Annotated in this window: 14 protein-coding genes; 5 read left to right on the top strand and 9 right to left on the bottom strand. The window is 65.4% G+C overall.

Annotated elements, in window-relative coordinates:
- The first annotated feature begins 16 nt into the window (after window positions 1–16).
- From ACVWWJ_RS01895 to ACVWWJ_RS01880, 4 genes are read left to right on the top strand one after another with little or no spacing between them, the layout of a single operon-like run.
- Window positions 17–1219: a beta-ketoacyl-[acyl-carrier-protein] synthase family protein gene (locus ACVWWJ_RS01895; protein ID WP_200851488.1), complete on the top strand. Its 1203-nt coding sequence runs from the start codon at window positions 17–19 to the stop codon at window positions 1217–1219.
- Window positions 1216–2016: a beta-ketoacyl synthase chain length factor gene (locus ACVWWJ_RS01890; protein ID WP_456966566.1), complete on the top strand. Its 801-nt coding sequence runs from the start codon at window positions 1216–1218 to the stop codon at window positions 2014–2016. The genes ACVWWJ_RS01895 and ACVWWJ_RS01890 overlap by 4 nt, the downstream gene beginning before the upstream one ends.
- On the top strand, window positions 2013–2789 hold the full coding sequence (locus tag ACVWWJ_RS01885; RefSeq protein WP_456966565.1) for a glycosyltransferase family 2 protein: 777 nt from the start codon (window positions 2013–2015) through the stop codon (window positions 2787–2789). Before ACVWWJ_RS01890 ends, ACVWWJ_RS01885 begins: the two co-directional genes overlap by 4 nt.
- A 17-nt stretch (window positions 2790–2806) precedes the next feature.
- Entirely contained in the window at window positions 2807–4405 is a 1599-nt protein-coding gene (locus ACVWWJ_RS01880; RefSeq protein ID WP_456966564.1) for an NAD(P)/FAD-dependent oxidoreductase, read from the top strand.
- Window positions 4406–4520: 115 nt separating this feature from the next.
- On the opposite strand, the gene ACVWWJ_RS01875 is transcribed toward ACVWWJ_RS01880, so the two are convergent.
- The 4 genes from ACVWWJ_RS01875 to ACVWWJ_RS01860 form a co-directional block, all read right to left on the bottom strand.
- Window positions 4521–4955: an ApeP family dehydratase gene (locus ACVWWJ_RS01875; protein WP_456966563.1), complete on the bottom strand. Its 435-nt coding sequence runs from the start codon at window positions 4953–4955 to the stop codon at window positions 4521–4523.
- Between the two features lie 14 nt (window positions 4956–4969).
- Window positions 4970–5923, bottom strand: a complete 954-nt coding sequence (locus ACVWWJ_RS01870) for an LpxL/LpxP family acyltransferase (protein ID WP_456966562.1) — start codon at window positions 5921–5923, stop codon at window positions 4970–4972.
- Window positions 5920–6234: a hotdog family protein gene (locus tag ACVWWJ_RS01865; protein ID WP_200851491.1), complete on the bottom strand. Its 315-nt coding sequence runs from the start codon at window positions 6232–6234 to the stop codon at window positions 5920–5922. Before ACVWWJ_RS01865 ends, ACVWWJ_RS01870 begins: the two co-directional genes overlap by 4 nt.
- A gap of 104 nt (window positions 6235–6338) precedes the next feature.
- Window positions 6339–6653 (bottom strand): phosphopantetheine-binding protein, encoded by a 315-nt coding sequence (locus ACVWWJ_RS01860; RefSeq protein WP_456969645.1) that lies wholly within the window; start codon window positions 6651–6653, stop codon window positions 6339–6341.
- Window positions 6654–6801: 148 nt separating this feature from the next.
- On the opposite strand from ACVWWJ_RS01860, the gene ACVWWJ_RS01855 reads away from it, so the two are divergent.
- A complete protein-coding gene (locus ACVWWJ_RS01855; RefSeq protein WP_456966561.1) occupies window positions 6802–7788 on the top strand; it encodes a chorismate transformation enzyme, FkbO/Hyg5 family in 987 nt (328 codons plus the stop codon).
- On the opposite strand, the gene glmU is transcribed toward ACVWWJ_RS01855, so the two are convergent.
- The 5 genes from glmU to atpG form a co-directional block, all read right to left on the bottom strand.
- Complete coding sequence (glmU, locus tag ACVWWJ_RS01850; protein ID WP_456966560.1) at window positions 7785–9164, bottom strand: bifunctional UDP-N-acetylglucosamine diphosphorylase/glucosamine-1-phosphate N-acetyltransferase GlmU; 1380 nt, start codon at window positions 9162–9164, stop codon at window positions 7785–7787. The two genes, ACVWWJ_RS01855 and glmU, sit on opposite strands and share 4 nt — an antisense overlap.
- A gap of 67 nt (window positions 9165–9231) precedes the next feature.
- Window positions 9232–10308: a DUF748 domain-containing protein gene (locus ACVWWJ_RS01845; protein WP_159889609.1), complete on the bottom strand. Its 1077-nt coding sequence runs from the start codon at window positions 10306–10308 to the stop codon at window positions 9232–9234.
- 245 nt (window positions 10309–10553) lie between these two features.
- A complete protein-coding gene (locus ACVWWJ_RS01840) occupies window positions 10554–10979 on the bottom strand; it encodes a F0F1 ATP synthase subunit epsilon (protein WP_159889611.1) in 426 nt (141 codons plus the stop codon).
- Window positions 10980–11019: 40 nt separating this feature from the next.
- Window positions 11020–12432, bottom strand: a complete 1413-nt coding sequence (gene atpD, locus ACVWWJ_RS01835) for a F0F1 ATP synthase subunit beta (RefSeq protein WP_063571185.1) — start codon at window positions 12430–12432, stop codon at window positions 11020–11022.
- 76 nt (window positions 12433–12508) lie between these two features.
- Window positions 12509–13417, bottom strand: a complete 909-nt coding sequence (gene atpG, locus ACVWWJ_RS01830) for a F0F1 ATP synthase subunit gamma (RefSeq protein WP_159889613.1) — start codon at window positions 13415–13417, stop codon at window positions 12509–12511.
- Window positions 13418–13461: the final 44 nt, after the last annotated feature.

Raw genomic sequence — 13461 nt, 5'->3', positions numbered from 1 at the left:
GGATAGGCTCGCGCGTATGCCTCATCCCATGTCGCCTCTCTCCATTCGCGCGTACACCGCGACCTCTGCCCTCGGTCGCGGCCTCGAAGCCCACGCCGATGCCTTGCTTGCCTCACGTGGCGGCCTCACCCCGAACGACTTCAGTTCGGCGCCGCTCGACTGCTGGATCGGTCGCGTGGCCGGACTGGAAGACGAGCCCCTGCCGCCGGAACTGGCCGAGTGGGAATGCCGCAATAACCGACTTGCCTGGCTGGCCCTGCGCCAGGATGGATTCATGGAGGCGGTGCGCGACGCACGTGAGCGCTACGGCGCGTCGCGCGTCGCGGTCCTGCTTGGCACGTCCACGTCGAGCATCGGCGCGACCGAGGAAGGCTACCGTCGCCTCGACCATGGGCGCATGCCCGAAGACCTGCATCGACCCGTGCTGCATACGCCGCACTCGCTTGCGGGCTTCGTCGCCACCGCGTTCGATCTTGAAGGCCCGTGCCTTACCGTCGCCACGGCCTGTTCGTCGAGCGCGAAGGTCTTCGGCAACGCCGAGCGGATGATCCGCCTCGGCCTGATCGACGCCGCCGTGGTCGGTGGCACCGACACGCTCTGCGACAGCGTGCTGTTCGGTTTCAATTCGCTGGAGCTGGTTTCACCCGAGCCCTGCCGTCCGTTCGATGCGAACCGCAATGGCATCTCGGTCGGCGAGGCCGCCGGCTTCGCCCTGCTCGAGCGCGCGACGGAAAACAGTACCGGCGCCATGGTGATCGGCTACGGCGAAGCCAGTGACGCCCACCATATGTCCACGCCGCACCCGGAGGGCCTGGGCGCGGAGCTTGCCCTGCGCGATGCTCTCGAACGCGCAGGCATCGAGGCCGGCGACGTCGACTACATCAACCTGCACGGCACGGCGAGCCAGAAGAACGACGAGGTCGAAGCCGCACTTGTCGCGCGCAGCTTCCCGGCCAGCACGCGCGCCAGCTCAACCAAGGGCTTCACCGGCCATACGCTCGGCGCGGCCGGCATCCTCGAAGCAGCGATCACCTTGCTTGCCATGCGTGATGGACGCATCCCGGGCAATCTTGGCGCGACGACGCCGGATCCCTTATGTGGTCCCCAGATGGCCTGGACCGCCGAACAAGGCGACATCCGCATTGCCCTGAGCAACTCCTTCGGCTTCGGCGGCAATAACGCTTGCCTTGCATTTGCCCGGGTGGGGGAAAGCGCATGAGCGCCGCGCTGAGTGTCTGGGTCAAGGGCGTCGGCCTGTGGGCGCCGGGCGCCGCGAACTGGGACGCCTTCCGCGACATCGTCGGCGGCCGTGCACAGCCTGGCACGGACGCCCGTCCCGCAGCCGACGTTCTCCCGGCGAATGAGCGCCGACGGGCACCGGAGAGCGTTCTGTTGGCTGCCGCCGTTGCTGGCCAGGCGGTATCGATGAGTGGGCTCGAAGCATCCAGCCTGCCCTGCGTCTTCGCCTCCGCCCACGGCGACCAGACCATCACCAACTACATGTGCGAGACGCTGGCCGAGACGCCGACCGAACTGTCCCCGACGAAATTCCACAACTCGGTGCACAACGCGCCAGCGGGTTACTGGACCATCGCAACGCACTGCCATGCGAGCTCGAGCGCCGTCTCCGGTGGCGAAACCACCTTCGGTGCCGGCTTGCTCGAGGCGGCGACACTCGCCGTCGCCGACGACCGCGACGTGCTGCTCGCCAGCTACGACATCGCCGGTACGGGACCGCTCGGTGAGATGACCTCGACTACCGGCCCCTTCGCCGTCGCACTGGTCCTGTCGCCGCGGGCGGATGGCGCTTCCGTCCGCCTCGATCTGACACCGTCGCCGGGCAACGGTGGAACGCAGCCCACCGGCGACGCATGGCTCGACGCAGTCGCAGCCAGCAATCCTTCCGCCCAGGCCATCCCGCTGATGCTCGCGCTGGCACTGGGTCGCTCAACGGCGCTGCGTATCGCGGCGGCGCGACAGCTCGACCTCCATGTCGACGTCGAGGCGGGAGCATGAATACGAACGCCGAGCGGGTATGCATCCTGATTCCCTGCCTCAACGAGGAAGGCGCCATCGGGCGCGTTGTCGGCGAGGCACTCGCGCTGGGCCTGCCGGTGATCGTCGTCGACGATGGCTCCGACGACCGCACGCCCGACATCGTGCGTGCCCTCCCCGTCACTCTGCTTCGTCATCCGACACGACGCGGCAAAGGCGAGGCGCTGCGAACGGGCTTTCGCGAGGTGCTGCGCCAGGGCTTCGACGCCGTGGTGACGATGGATGGCGACGGTCAGCACCTCGCCTCGGATGTCCCGGCGATCCTCGCCGCGAGTCGCGAGTACCCCGGCAGCATCGTCATCGGCGCCCGGATCCTTGACCGCGACCAGCAACCGCCCGGCCGTCGCCGTGCCAATGCGGTCGCCGACTGGGGCATTTCCTGTGCCTGCGCGCAGCCGATTGCCGATACCCAGAGCGGGCAGCGTCTTTATCCCCGTGCTGTCCTGGACCTTGTCGACATTCCCGCCGAGCACTTCGTATTCGAAGCCGCGCTGCTGATCACGGCGTGCCGTGAGCGCGGCACCCGTGTTGTTTCGGTGCCGATTGCCTCACGCTACCAGGGCGACTTCCGCGTAAGCCATTTCAATCCCGTACGCGATGTCACCCGGATCACGGTCTATACGGTGGGCCGGGTAATCCACTACGGTAACTTCCTGGCCAGCTACCGGCGCTCGCGTAGCGAGCCGACGATCATCGGTGCGACCGAATCGATCGAGCCCAAGACCGCACACTAGAACCCCCGAGGTGGAACATGGATCGTAAACCGCACGACGCCGTCATTCTGGGAGGAGGCCTTGCCGGCCTCTCGCTCGCCATGCAACTCAAGGGCGAGTACCCGGACATGGACATCGTGGTCCTCGAACGGCAGGCTCGCCCGCTGCCCGAAGCCGCACACAAGGTGGGCGAGTCGACCGTGGAGATCGCGGCGCACTATTTCGCCGAGACACTCGGCCTGCGCGACCACCTCGAGAGTTCGCATATCCGCAAGTTCGGCTTCCGCTTCTTCTTCTCCGAAGGCAAGGAAGATCTGGCCGACGTGACCGAACTCGGGGTCAGTGCTGTCCTGCCGACGCCGAGTTACCAGATCGATCGCGGCATCCTGGAAAACTTTCTCGGTGACGAGGCCCGGCGCCGCGGCATCGACTTTCGCGATGGCGTGACCGTGCGCGGCTTCGATATCGGTGCGGGCGACGCGCCGCATACCGTCCGCGCCAGTAGTCCCGACGCAGGCGACACCGTGTTGCACGCACGGTGGCTGCTCGATGCCTCCGGCCGCGCGGGCATGATCCGGCGCAAGTTCGATTTCACGCGGGACAACGGACATCACGCCAACGCCGTGTGGTTCCGTATCGACGAACGACTGGAGATCGACGGCTGGTGCGACGACGCCGAATGGAAGGAACGCTGCCGGCCGCCGGAACGCTGGCGCTCGACCAATCACCTGTGTGGCCCGGGTTACTGGGTGTGGTTGATTCCGCTTTCGTCAGGCGCGCACTCGGTGGGTATCGTCTGCGATGCCGCCATGCATCCGATCGAAGGCATGAAGACCTTCGACCTCGCCGTGGAGTGGCTGGAGAAATACCAGCCACTGGTCGCACGTCAGGTGGTGAAGCATCGCGACAAGCTTCTGGATTTCGCCTTCTTCCGGAACTTCTCGTACAGCTGCTCGCGGATGTTCTCGTCGGATCGCTGGGCACTCACCGGTGAAGCCGGTGCATTCCTGGACCCCTTTTACTCACCCGGCAGCGACTTCATCGCTATCGCCAACACCTACATCACGATGCTGATCGGCCACGACCGGCGTGGCGAGAACGTGGCCCCGCATGCCCGGCTGTACGAACGACTCTTCTTCTCGTTCTACGAGGGAACGCTGAAGATGTATCGCGGCCAGTACAACCTTTTCGGCGACGCCGAAGTGTTGCCGATCAAGGTGATCTGGGATTACGCGTACTACTGGGGTGTGCTCTGCCAGATCGTCTTCCAGAAGCGGCTGGGCGATAGTGCGTTCATCGCACAAATGAGCGATGAGCTGCTCGCAGCCACCGATCTGAACACGAAAATGCAGGCCTTCTTCCAGTCATGGCATGCCGTGTCGGAAGGACGCAATCCCAAGGTGATGCTCGACCAGCGCGAACTCCGTTGGTTCGCCGACATGAATGGCACGCTGCACGACCTCATGGACGACGAAGCCCTGGCGGCTCGCCTGCGAGACAACGTGCACATGATGGGCCTGCTGGCAGCTTCCATTGTCGAGCGTGCCGCGGACGATCATCCGTCGCTGCTCGCGGATGCTGGTGACCTGGTCTCCGTGGAAGGCGAGCGCACACCACTATTTTCGAAGGTCGCCTGAGTCGCGGCTTTTGAGACGCCCCCGGTCCAGACTTCTCTGGTCGGCCCGGGGGAGCAGTCAGGCTCCTCATCAGTCCCCTCTCAGGTAGCCCCCGGGCCGGCGATGACCTCGGCCGTCAGACCTTCGGATGTATGACGGCAGCGCGCCCCGAGGCAATCTCGACACCGGCATGTTCGATACGAAACGTATACTGCGCGCCGCTCTCGTCGGCGATCAGGCACTGCGCGTGCACGTGAAGCGTGTTGCTCAGGGTGTCCACGCGGTTCACCGCCAGGTGCACGCCACGCAGACTCACCAACATGCCCGGACGGGGCTCCAGGGCGCCCTGCCCGCGTGCGCGCAATGCACCGTGCACCGCCATGGCCTGTGCGCCGTACTCAGCCAGATGCACGGCGTGCAGCCCATGCTCACCGCGGAGTGGGTGGGTATCGAGCACATGGCTGACACTCGTCGCGTGAATCGACGTGTCGTCCCAGGTGAGAACACCATCCAGCAGGCACATGTCGCCGGCGTGCGGAATGAGATCGATGAAGTCAGTCCTGGCGAGCATGCGCGGTCGTCGGGTCAAACGTCGGAGTGGCCGGACACGTGAGCGGCAGTTGCACCTGCGGGCTCGTCAGCTGGGCCGGTTTCCTGCCAGAAGTCATAGAAATTGAACCAGTTGAAGGGATAGACGCGGGCATAGTGTTCGATCCGCGCGGCGTAACGGCCGATCACGGCGTCGAGTGCGGGAAGGCGGTTTCCACGAGGAATGTCGATGCCGTCAGAGAACGCCTCGAAGATCAGCCTGTAGCGGTTGCCGCCCAGGTAGATGCCCATGCAAAGCACGACGGGGATCTTCAGCGCCGAGGCCAGCAACCACGGCCCGGCAGGAAACGGGGCGGGCGTGCCCAGGAAGGGCACCATGCGCGTCGCCTCGTTCTGGTGACCGCGGTCCGCCAGCAAGGCGACCATGGCACCTTGCTGCGCGCCTTCGGCCATGGCCAGGGCAACCGACGTGCCACCGAGCGCAGCGTCGATGACGGCGGCGCCGACGTCCGGAGCCAGTGCTTCGAGCACAGCGGTGAGGGCGGGCGTCTTCTGCTTGTCGAGCACCACGCGCAGCGGCACGTCCGGGCGCCGCCCGCTGAGGGCGCGAAGCGCTTCGAAGCTGCCCTGGTGCGAGCCGATCAGGAGGACGCCCTGACGCGCATCGAGATAGCGGTCGAGGATGGCCAGGCCTTCGACATCGACAACGAAGTCGCGCTCGCCGCGAGCAAGGAAGAACAGCCGATCGAGCAACGTCGCGGCGAACATGTGGATGAGGTGGAAGACGTCGCGGGACGTGACGGGGCGGTTCAGCACCCTCGCCAGGTAGCGGCGCGATGCGTCGCGCTCGTCGGCGCGGCGCAGGAAGAAATAGAAGGCGATCGGATACAGCAGCACGCGTGCCACGTCGCGTCCGAGCCGCAGGGCGATCGTCCGGATCACCCAGATCGCGAACATGCCACCGCCTTCGCGCTGCTTCCAGTGGCTCATGACGTCGCTTCCAGGGTGCCACGCAGGAGGGTGTCGGCCCCGCGACGAACCGTAAAACGATAGCGGGCGTCGGCCAGGGCGAGCATTTCCAGTTCGGCCTGCTCTCCCGGGAACAGGGGCGCAAGAAATTTCGCGTCGATGACCTGTCGCACGCCGGCACCGCGCCATTCAAGCAGCGCCTCGGCGGCCTGCTCGATCAGCAGCACGCCCGCAACGATCGGCCGTCCTGGAAAATGACCGGCAAAGCTCGGGTGTGCGGCATCGAAGCGCAGTGGGCGTACGTAGGGCGCGATGTCGTCGGTCTCGGTCAACGGCTGGCTCCGGGCCTTATACGGGAACGGCGGCGCGGCGGTCGTCGCCCCCGTGATCTGCGCGCAGCAGAACATGCCGTGGGCGAGTGCGACCTGAACGACGGTCAGGCGGCGGCGCGATGCTGCTCGATGTGCTCGGAGAGCGAACGAAGGTTCGTGAAGATGGTGCGATTGTCCGGGTTGTCGGACTTCAGCTGGAAGCCGTAGCGCTTGGACACGGCCAGAGCGATTTCGAGGGCGTCGATCGAGTCCAGGCCCAGGTCGCTGCCGAACAGCGGTGCCTCGGGATCGATGTCGGCCGGCTTCACCGCCTCGAGGTTGAGGCTCGTGACGATCAGTTCTGCCAGTTCTTTCTGTGCTTCGGTTTGCGTTGCCATGTGGTCGTTCCAGGTCCTGGATTTACCTGCCTCCCCCCGGATGGCAGCGGCCGCGGAGTTTACCACAGGGCCTCCTCAGCGCCCGTGGAACCGGAGGCCACCTTGTTCAGCGTCGTGAAACCGGCCGACCCACACGCCGCGCTGACAACGGAACGATATGATGGCTTTGTCACATTCTTTCGGATCTGCGATGCCCCCAGGCAGTGAACTGCGCGAGCGTTCGACGCTTACCGCCCCTTCCGCGCCCTCCGTGGGTTACCAGGCGGCTGGCGGCGCGCTTTCGCCCCATACCCTCGCCGCCTTCGGTTTCGGCCGCGCCGCCATCGAGCGCGACGATCCGCGATGGCTCCGTGTCGCGCTGGAGCCGCTCGGCGCGGGTCTGGACGAGATCTGGGAAGTCGATGGCGACGTGACGTCAGGTTGCGACGGCGACCTGCGCTGGTCACGCGGCGGCGGTTGGCTCTTCGCCGCCGTCGAGTGCCACGAAGACGACCGTGGCGGTACCGAGGGCGCAGCCAGGCACGCCTACGACCTGCTGACGCGCTTCGTAACCGCCAGCGACGAGCGCCACGTGCAGCGCATCTGGAACTACCTGGGCGCGATCAACGACGGAACCGGCGACGACGAGCGCTACAAGCACTTCTGCACCGGCCGCATCAGCGGCATGGGCGATGTCTTCGCGCAGGGCTTTCCGGCAGCGACCGCCATCGGGCATCACGCCGACCCGGGCCTTCTGCAGGTGTACCTGCTCGCCACGGACAGGCCGGGAACACGGGTGGAGAACCCGCGCCAGGTCAGCGCCTGGCGTTACCCCCGCCAGTACGGCCGCACGCCGCCCAGCTTCGCGAGAGCGACCCTTCTGCCAGCAGACGACGTGCTGGCGATCTCGGGCACGGCGGCGGTCGTCGGCCATGCGTCCGCGCACGCTGGCGACATCGCCGCGCAACTCGGTGAAACGTTGCGGAACCTCGATGTACTTCTCGAAACAGGGGGTCTCCCCGCCGGATTCGACCGGCGCGCGCCCTTGAAAGCCTACGTGCGGCACCCGCAGGACGAAGCCGTGGTCCGCGCGTTCGCCAACCGGCATCTTCCGGAGGCACCGCTGCTGCTTGTGCACGGCGATATCTGCCGTGCCGAGTTGCTCGTCGAGATCGACGGCTGGCGTTATCGCGCCTAGGCTTTCTTCGTCGGGCGCAGCCAGCCTTCGATCACGGTCTGCCGCGCGCGGGAAATCGTGAGTGCGTCGGGCGGTGCGTCCTTGGTGATGACCGAGCCGGCGCCGATGGTCGCGCCACTGTGCAGGGTCACCGGGGCGACGAGTGCACTGTTCGAGCCGACGAACACGCCATCACCGATGGTGGTGCGGCTCTTGTTCACCCCGTCGTAGTTGCAGGTGATCGTACCCGCGCCGATGTTGACCCTGCTGCCGATCACCGTGTCGCCCAGGTAGCTCAGGTGGTTCGCCTTCGAGCCTTCGGCGATCACCGCGTTCTTCGTCTCGACGAAGTTACCGATATGCACGCCGGCAGCGAGGTCGGTGCCTGGACGCAGTCGCGCGAACGGCCCGATGGTGCACGGACCATGCGTTACCACGCCATCGAGATCGCAGTGCGCGAGCACGATGGTACCGGCGGCAAGCGTTGCGTTGCGAACGCGCGTGAAGGGACCGATGCGTACGCCATCACCGAGCGAGACGTCGCCTTCGAGGATCACGTTGACGTCGATCTCGACATCCCGCCCCGTGGTGACCTTGCCACGTACATCGAGGCGCGCCGGATCAGCGAGACGCACGCCGGCAAGCGCGAGTTCGCGCGCCATACGTTCGCGGTACAGGGCTTCGAGCCCGGCCAGCTGCCACGGATCGTTCGCGCCCGATGCTTCCACCGGGTCGCAATCCACGCATGCGGCCGGTGCTCCCTCGGCCGCCGCCATTTCGAAGACGTCGGTGAGGTAGTACTCGCCCTGTGCATTGCTGTTGCCCAGTTGCTGTGTCCACGCGAGCAGGCGCGTGGTGTCACCGGCGACGATCCCCGTATTGACCAGGTCGACGGCGCGCTGCGCAGCGCTGGCATCCTTTTCTTCCACGATGTGTCGCACCTTGCCCGAGGCGTCGAGCACCACGCGGCCGTAGCCTTTGGGATCGACCAGACGCGTGGCGAGCATGGCCAGGCCGTCGCTGGCGCGTGCGAGCGCAGCCAGCGTGTCACCGCGAATCAGGGGCACGTCGCCGTACAGGATCAGTACGCGCCCCTCGAGCTTGCCGTCGGCCTGCAGCGCCTCGAGCGCGGTGCGCACCGCGTGGCCCGTGCCGAGTCGCTCGCGCTGCTCGATCCAACCCAGTGACGTGTCCGCGGCGTAGGCCGCGCGAACCTGTTCACCGTTGTGACCGTAGACGACGTGCACGCCCACGGGGTCGAGTGAACGCGCGGCCTCGATGACATGGGACAGCAGCGGCCGGCCGGCGAGCGGCATCAGCACCTTGGCGGACGCGGACTTCATCCGCTTGCCTTCACCCGCGGCGAGAATCAGGACGTGGAGAGGCGTCGCGGTCATAGGCTCGTGCCTGGCGTAAAAGGAGAGGGCCGCACTTTCGCGCGTTTCGACGCCCCTGCCAAGTCGGCTACTTGTCGTCGGGCCGATGGGTCAGGTGTTCGAGGTTGGGCTTGTACGCCTCGACAAAGGCATTGCGCAGGATGCCGGTGATCGCATCCGCGGTCGACACACTCTTGTCCCCGATGTTGCCGGATATCGTCACGCGCGTGGCGAACTGGTCTTTCGACTGGTTCTTGAAGACCTTGGTGACGCCTTCGGCCAACGCCTCGTAAGCGAGCTTGATCGGTCCCTTGTGATCCTGCTCCACGTCCTGCTTCCAGCTGAATATCTGCAAGCCATGGAACAGCGGCTTGGCATACCCATTGAGCTTCTGGTCCTTGGCCTGCAGTTCCATCACGAACTCGCCTTCGCCGCCCGCGAAGTCGAGCCCCGAATACGCGCGCGCGAGATCGTTCGCCTTTACCAGCTTGATGTTGCGAATGCTCAGCTCGTAATGGAAATCGCCCAGGCGCTCGAGTGGATCGAATTCCGCGCTGGTTTCCAGGGGCGCGTCGCCCAGGACTTTCGCCGTGGCGTGCATGTGCGCCACGCGCTCGCCGCCTTCGCGCTGCACGTTCGTCAGGTTGGTAGCGGTGCCGTTGACGTCGGTCATCTTCAGGTCGACCTTGGGGCTCGACACGAAGTTATGGAAGGTAACGGTGCCGTTGAAGACGTTCACTTCTTCCAGGCGTGTCGGCACAAGCGCTTTCAGCGGCGTGCGCCAGTCCACACCCTTACCTGTCTGCGTGTCACCCTCGCCCTTGCCATCGACGAAGTTCACCACGGGCTCATAGAAATCGATCTTGCCGCGGAGATGCCCGCGGGTGAGGGCTAGCCAGCTCAGCGAGATCTCCGCGCGCGCCGTGTCGAACAACGGCACAGGTAACTTTCCATCCACCTTGGTGATGGTCAGCCGGTCGATGGAATAAGCGCCGCGCCAGAGATGGATGTCGATATCGACGATGTGGCCCGAGTAGTTACCCATCTTCGCGAGGCGGCCGTTTAGGTAGTTGAGCACCATGTACGGCAGGGCGATGCGCGCGACGATAAGAACGACGGCGATGACGCCGATGATCCACAGGCTGCGGCGATAACGGGTGTGCATGGGGAGGGTACCGGGGGACGACCGGGCCAGTGTGAGGCCTCACGGGTCACAAGCGCATGAAGGCGCCGGGCGGGGTCCCGCCTTTGTGGGAGCCGGCTATGCCGGCGATGGGGTGCGGCGACCTGGATATCGCCGCTGAAGCGGCTCCCACAAAAAAAACGCCGGCGTCTTGAGGCGCCGGCGTTTCTTTGAAGAGCATCGCCGCTGAAGCGGCTCCCACAGGGGTGTCCCCGCGGGAACTGGGGTCAGTGCTTGAGGGTCTTGCGCATGCGCTCGAGGGCTTGCAGCTGGGCCAGGGCCTCGGCCAGCTTGGCCTGGGCCTCGGCGACGTCCAGCGTCTCGCCGCGGTTGGCCAGGGCGGCTTCCGCTTCGTCCTTGGCTTTCAGCGCGGCGGCCTCGTCGAGGTCGGCCGCGCGGACGGCTGTATCGGCGAGGATCGTCACGACCTGCGGCTGCACCTCGAGGATGCCGCCGGAGACGTAGAACTGCTGGCGCTCACCGCCGGCAGCAACCACGTCCACGTGGCCCGGCTTCAGGCGGGTGATCAGCGGCGCGTGACGCGGCGCGATACCCAGCTCGCCGAGCTCACCGGTGGCGACCACGAGCGTGGCTTCGCCGGAGTAGATCTCGGCTTCGGCGCTGACGATGTCGACGCGAATGGTGTGGGTCATGGGCTTGTCTTCCTAGGTAAGGAGTGGGGAAAGAAGGCGCTTACGCCGCCTTCTTCGCGCCCATTTCCTCGCCCTTCTTGATGGCTTCGTCGATGCCGCCGACCATGTAGAAGGCCTGCTCCGGCAGGTAGTCGAGCTCGCCGTCGAGGATCATCTTGAAACCGCGGATCGTGTCCTTCAGCGCGACGTACTTACCCGGCGAACCGGTAAAGACTTCGGCCACGTGGAACGGCTGCGAGAAGAAGCGCTCGATCTTGCGGGCGCGCGACACCGAAGCCTTGTCTTCCGGCGACAGCTCGTCCATGCCGAGGATGGCGATGATGTCCTTCAGCTCCTTGTAGCGCTGCAGGGTGCCCTGCACGCGACGGGCGATGTCGTAGTGCTCCTGGCCAATGACCGCTGCGTCGAGCTGGCGGCTGCTGGAGGCCAGCGGATCGACGGCCGGGTAGATACCCAGCGAAGCGATATCGCGGCTCAGCGTCACCGTGGCATCGAGATGCGCGAAGGTGGTGGCAGGCGACGGATCGGTAAGGTCATCCGCGGGCACGTAGACGGCCTGGATCGAGGTGATCGAGCCGGTCTTGGTCGAGGTGATGCGCTCCTGCAGGACGCCCATTTCCTCGGCCAGCGTCGGCTGGTAACCCACGGCCGACGGCATACGGCCGAGCAGCGCGGACACTTCGGTACCGGCCAGCGTGTAGCGGTAGATGTTGTCGACGAACAGCAGGACGTCCTTACCCTTGCCGGTCTCGTCCTTCTCGTCGCGGAAGTACTCGGCCATGGTCAGGCCGGTCAGCGCGACGCGCAGGCGGTTGCCCGGCGGCTCGTTCATCTGGCCGTAGACCATCGCGACCTTGTCGAGGACATTGGAGTCCTTCATCTCGTGATAGAAGTCGTTACCTTCACGAGTACGCTCACCCACGCCGGCAAACACGGACAGACCCGCGTGCGCCTTGGCGATGTTGTTGATGAGCTCCATCATGTTGACCGTCTTGCCGACGCCGGCGCCGCCGAACAGGCCGACCTTGCCGCCCTTGGCAAACGGGCACATGAGGTCGATGACCTTGATGCCGGTTTCCAGCAGTTCGTTGCCGGCTGCCTGCTCGTCGTAGGCCGGGGCTTCGCGGTGGATGACCCACTGTTCGGTCTCACCGATCGGGCCGGCTTCGTCGATCGGGCGACCGAGCACGTCCATGATGCGACCAAGCGTGGCCTTGCCGACCGGCACCTTGATGCCTTCGCCGGTGTTGCGGGCGATCAGGTTGCGGCGCAGGCCGTCGGTGGAACCGAGCGCGATGGTGCGCACGATACCGTCACCGAGCTGCTGCTGCACTTCGAGGGTGATCTCGGTGCCGTCGACCTTCAGTGCGTCGTAAATCTCCGGCACCTGGTCGCGCGCGAATTCGACGTCGACGACCGCGCCGATGATCTGAACAACTTTGCCCTGGCTCATGGAATGCTCCGGATGAATCTTCGTAAGGTTCTGTTTCGGCGCCGCATGCTGCGTCGCCATCGCTTTGGGGGTTCGGTCAGACCGCGGCGGCGCCGCCGACGATTTCCGAGATTTCCTGGGTAATCGCGGCCTGACGTGCCTTGTTGTAGACCAGTGTCAGTTCGCCGATGACCTTGTTCGCGTTGTCCGAGGCGGCCTTCATGGCGACCATGCGCGCAGCGTGTTCGCTGGCGAGGTTCTCGAGCGCCGCCTGGTACACCACCGACTCGATATAGCGCGTCATCAGGTGCTCGAGCACCGTGCGCGCATCGGGTTCGTAGATGTAATCCCAGTCGTGGGTCTGCTCGACCTTCACGCCTTCGGATGCCTTTCCTTCGGCGTTTTCGAGTTCCTTCGCTACCAGCGACACCGGCAGGAGGGCTTCGATCGTCGGCTTCTGCACGATGGTGTTCACGAAGTCGTTGTAGACCAGGAACACGCGGTCGAGCTTGTTATCGGAATAGGCGTCGAGGACGACCTTGATCACACCGATGAGGTCTTCGAGCTTCGGCTTCTCACCCAGGTGCGTCGCCGTGCCGATCAGGTTCACGCCCTTGATGCGACGGAAGAAGCTGACGGCCTTCTGGCCGACGGCGACCACGTCGATCTCGGCGCCCTTGCCCTGCCATTCGCGAATGGAGGTAAGCGTGCGACGGAACAGGTTGGAGTTGAGGCCGCCGGCGAGGCCGCGGTCCGTCGACACCACGATGAAGCCGACGCGCGCGACGTTCTCGCGCTCGGTGAGGAACGGGTGCACGAAGTCCGTGCTGGCCTGGGCGACGTGCGCGATCACCTTGCGCATCAGGCGCGCATAGGGACGCGAGGCCTTCATCAGGTCCTGCGCCTTGCGGATCTTCGACGCCGAGACCATTTCGAGCGCACGCGTCACCTTGCGCATGTTCTGCGTGCTCTTGATCTTGGTTTTGATTTCGCGGCCGCTTGCCATGGCTTACTCGTCTGTAAAGGGTGACGCCAGGTGTTCCACGGAGC

Source organism: Luteibacter sp. HA06 (genome assembly GCF_054061215.1).
Note: the sequence above shows the minus strand (reverse complement) of the source record. Positions and strands in the feature narration are given on the sequence as shown.

Coding starts and splice junctions, on each gene's coding strand:
- ACVWWJ_RS01895 (WP_200851488.1), top strand. CDS start 17: ATGCCTCATCCCATGTCGCCTCTCTCCATTCGCGCGTACACCGCGACC.
- ACVWWJ_RS01890 (WP_456966566.1), top strand. CDS start 1,216: ATGAGCGCCGCGCTGAGTGTCTGGGTCAAGGGCGTCGGCCTGTGGGCG.
- ACVWWJ_RS01885 (WP_456966565.1), top strand. CDS start 2,013: ATGAATACGAACGCCGAGCGGGTATGCATCCTGATTCCCTGCCTCAAC.
- ACVWWJ_RS01880 (WP_456966564.1), top strand. CDS start 2,807: ATGGATCGTAAACCGCACGACGCCGTCATTCTGGGAGGAGGCCTTGCC.
- ACVWWJ_RS01875 (WP_456966563.1), bottom strand. CDS start 4,955: ATGCTCGCCAGGACTGACTTCATCGATCTCATTCCGCACGCCGGCGAC.
- ACVWWJ_RS01870 (WP_456966562.1), bottom strand. CDS start 5,923: ATGAGCCACTGGAAGCAGCGCGAAGGCGGTGGCATGTTCGCGATCTGG.
- ACVWWJ_RS01855 (WP_456966561.1), top strand. CDS start 6,802: ATGCCCCCAGGCAGTGAACTGCGCGAGCGTTCGACGCTTACCGCCCCT.
- glmU (WP_456966560.1), bottom strand. CDS start 9,164: ATGACCGCGACGCCTCTCCACGTCCTGATTCTCGCCGCGGGTGAAGGC.
- ACVWWJ_RS01845 (WP_159889609.1), bottom strand. CDS start 10,308: ATGCACACCCGTTATCGCCGCAGCCTGTGGATCATCGGCGTCATCGCC.
- ACVWWJ_RS01840 (WP_159889611.1), bottom strand. CDS start 10,979: ATGACCCACACCATTCGCGTCGACATCGTCAGCGCCGAAGCCGAGATC.
- atpD (WP_063571185.1), bottom strand. CDS start 12,432: ATGAGCCAGGGCAAAGTTGTTCAGATCATCGGCGCGGTCGTCGACGTC.
- atpG (WP_159889613.1), bottom strand. CDS start 13,417: ATGGCAAGCGGCCGCGAAATCAAAACCAAGATCAAGAGCACGCAGAAC.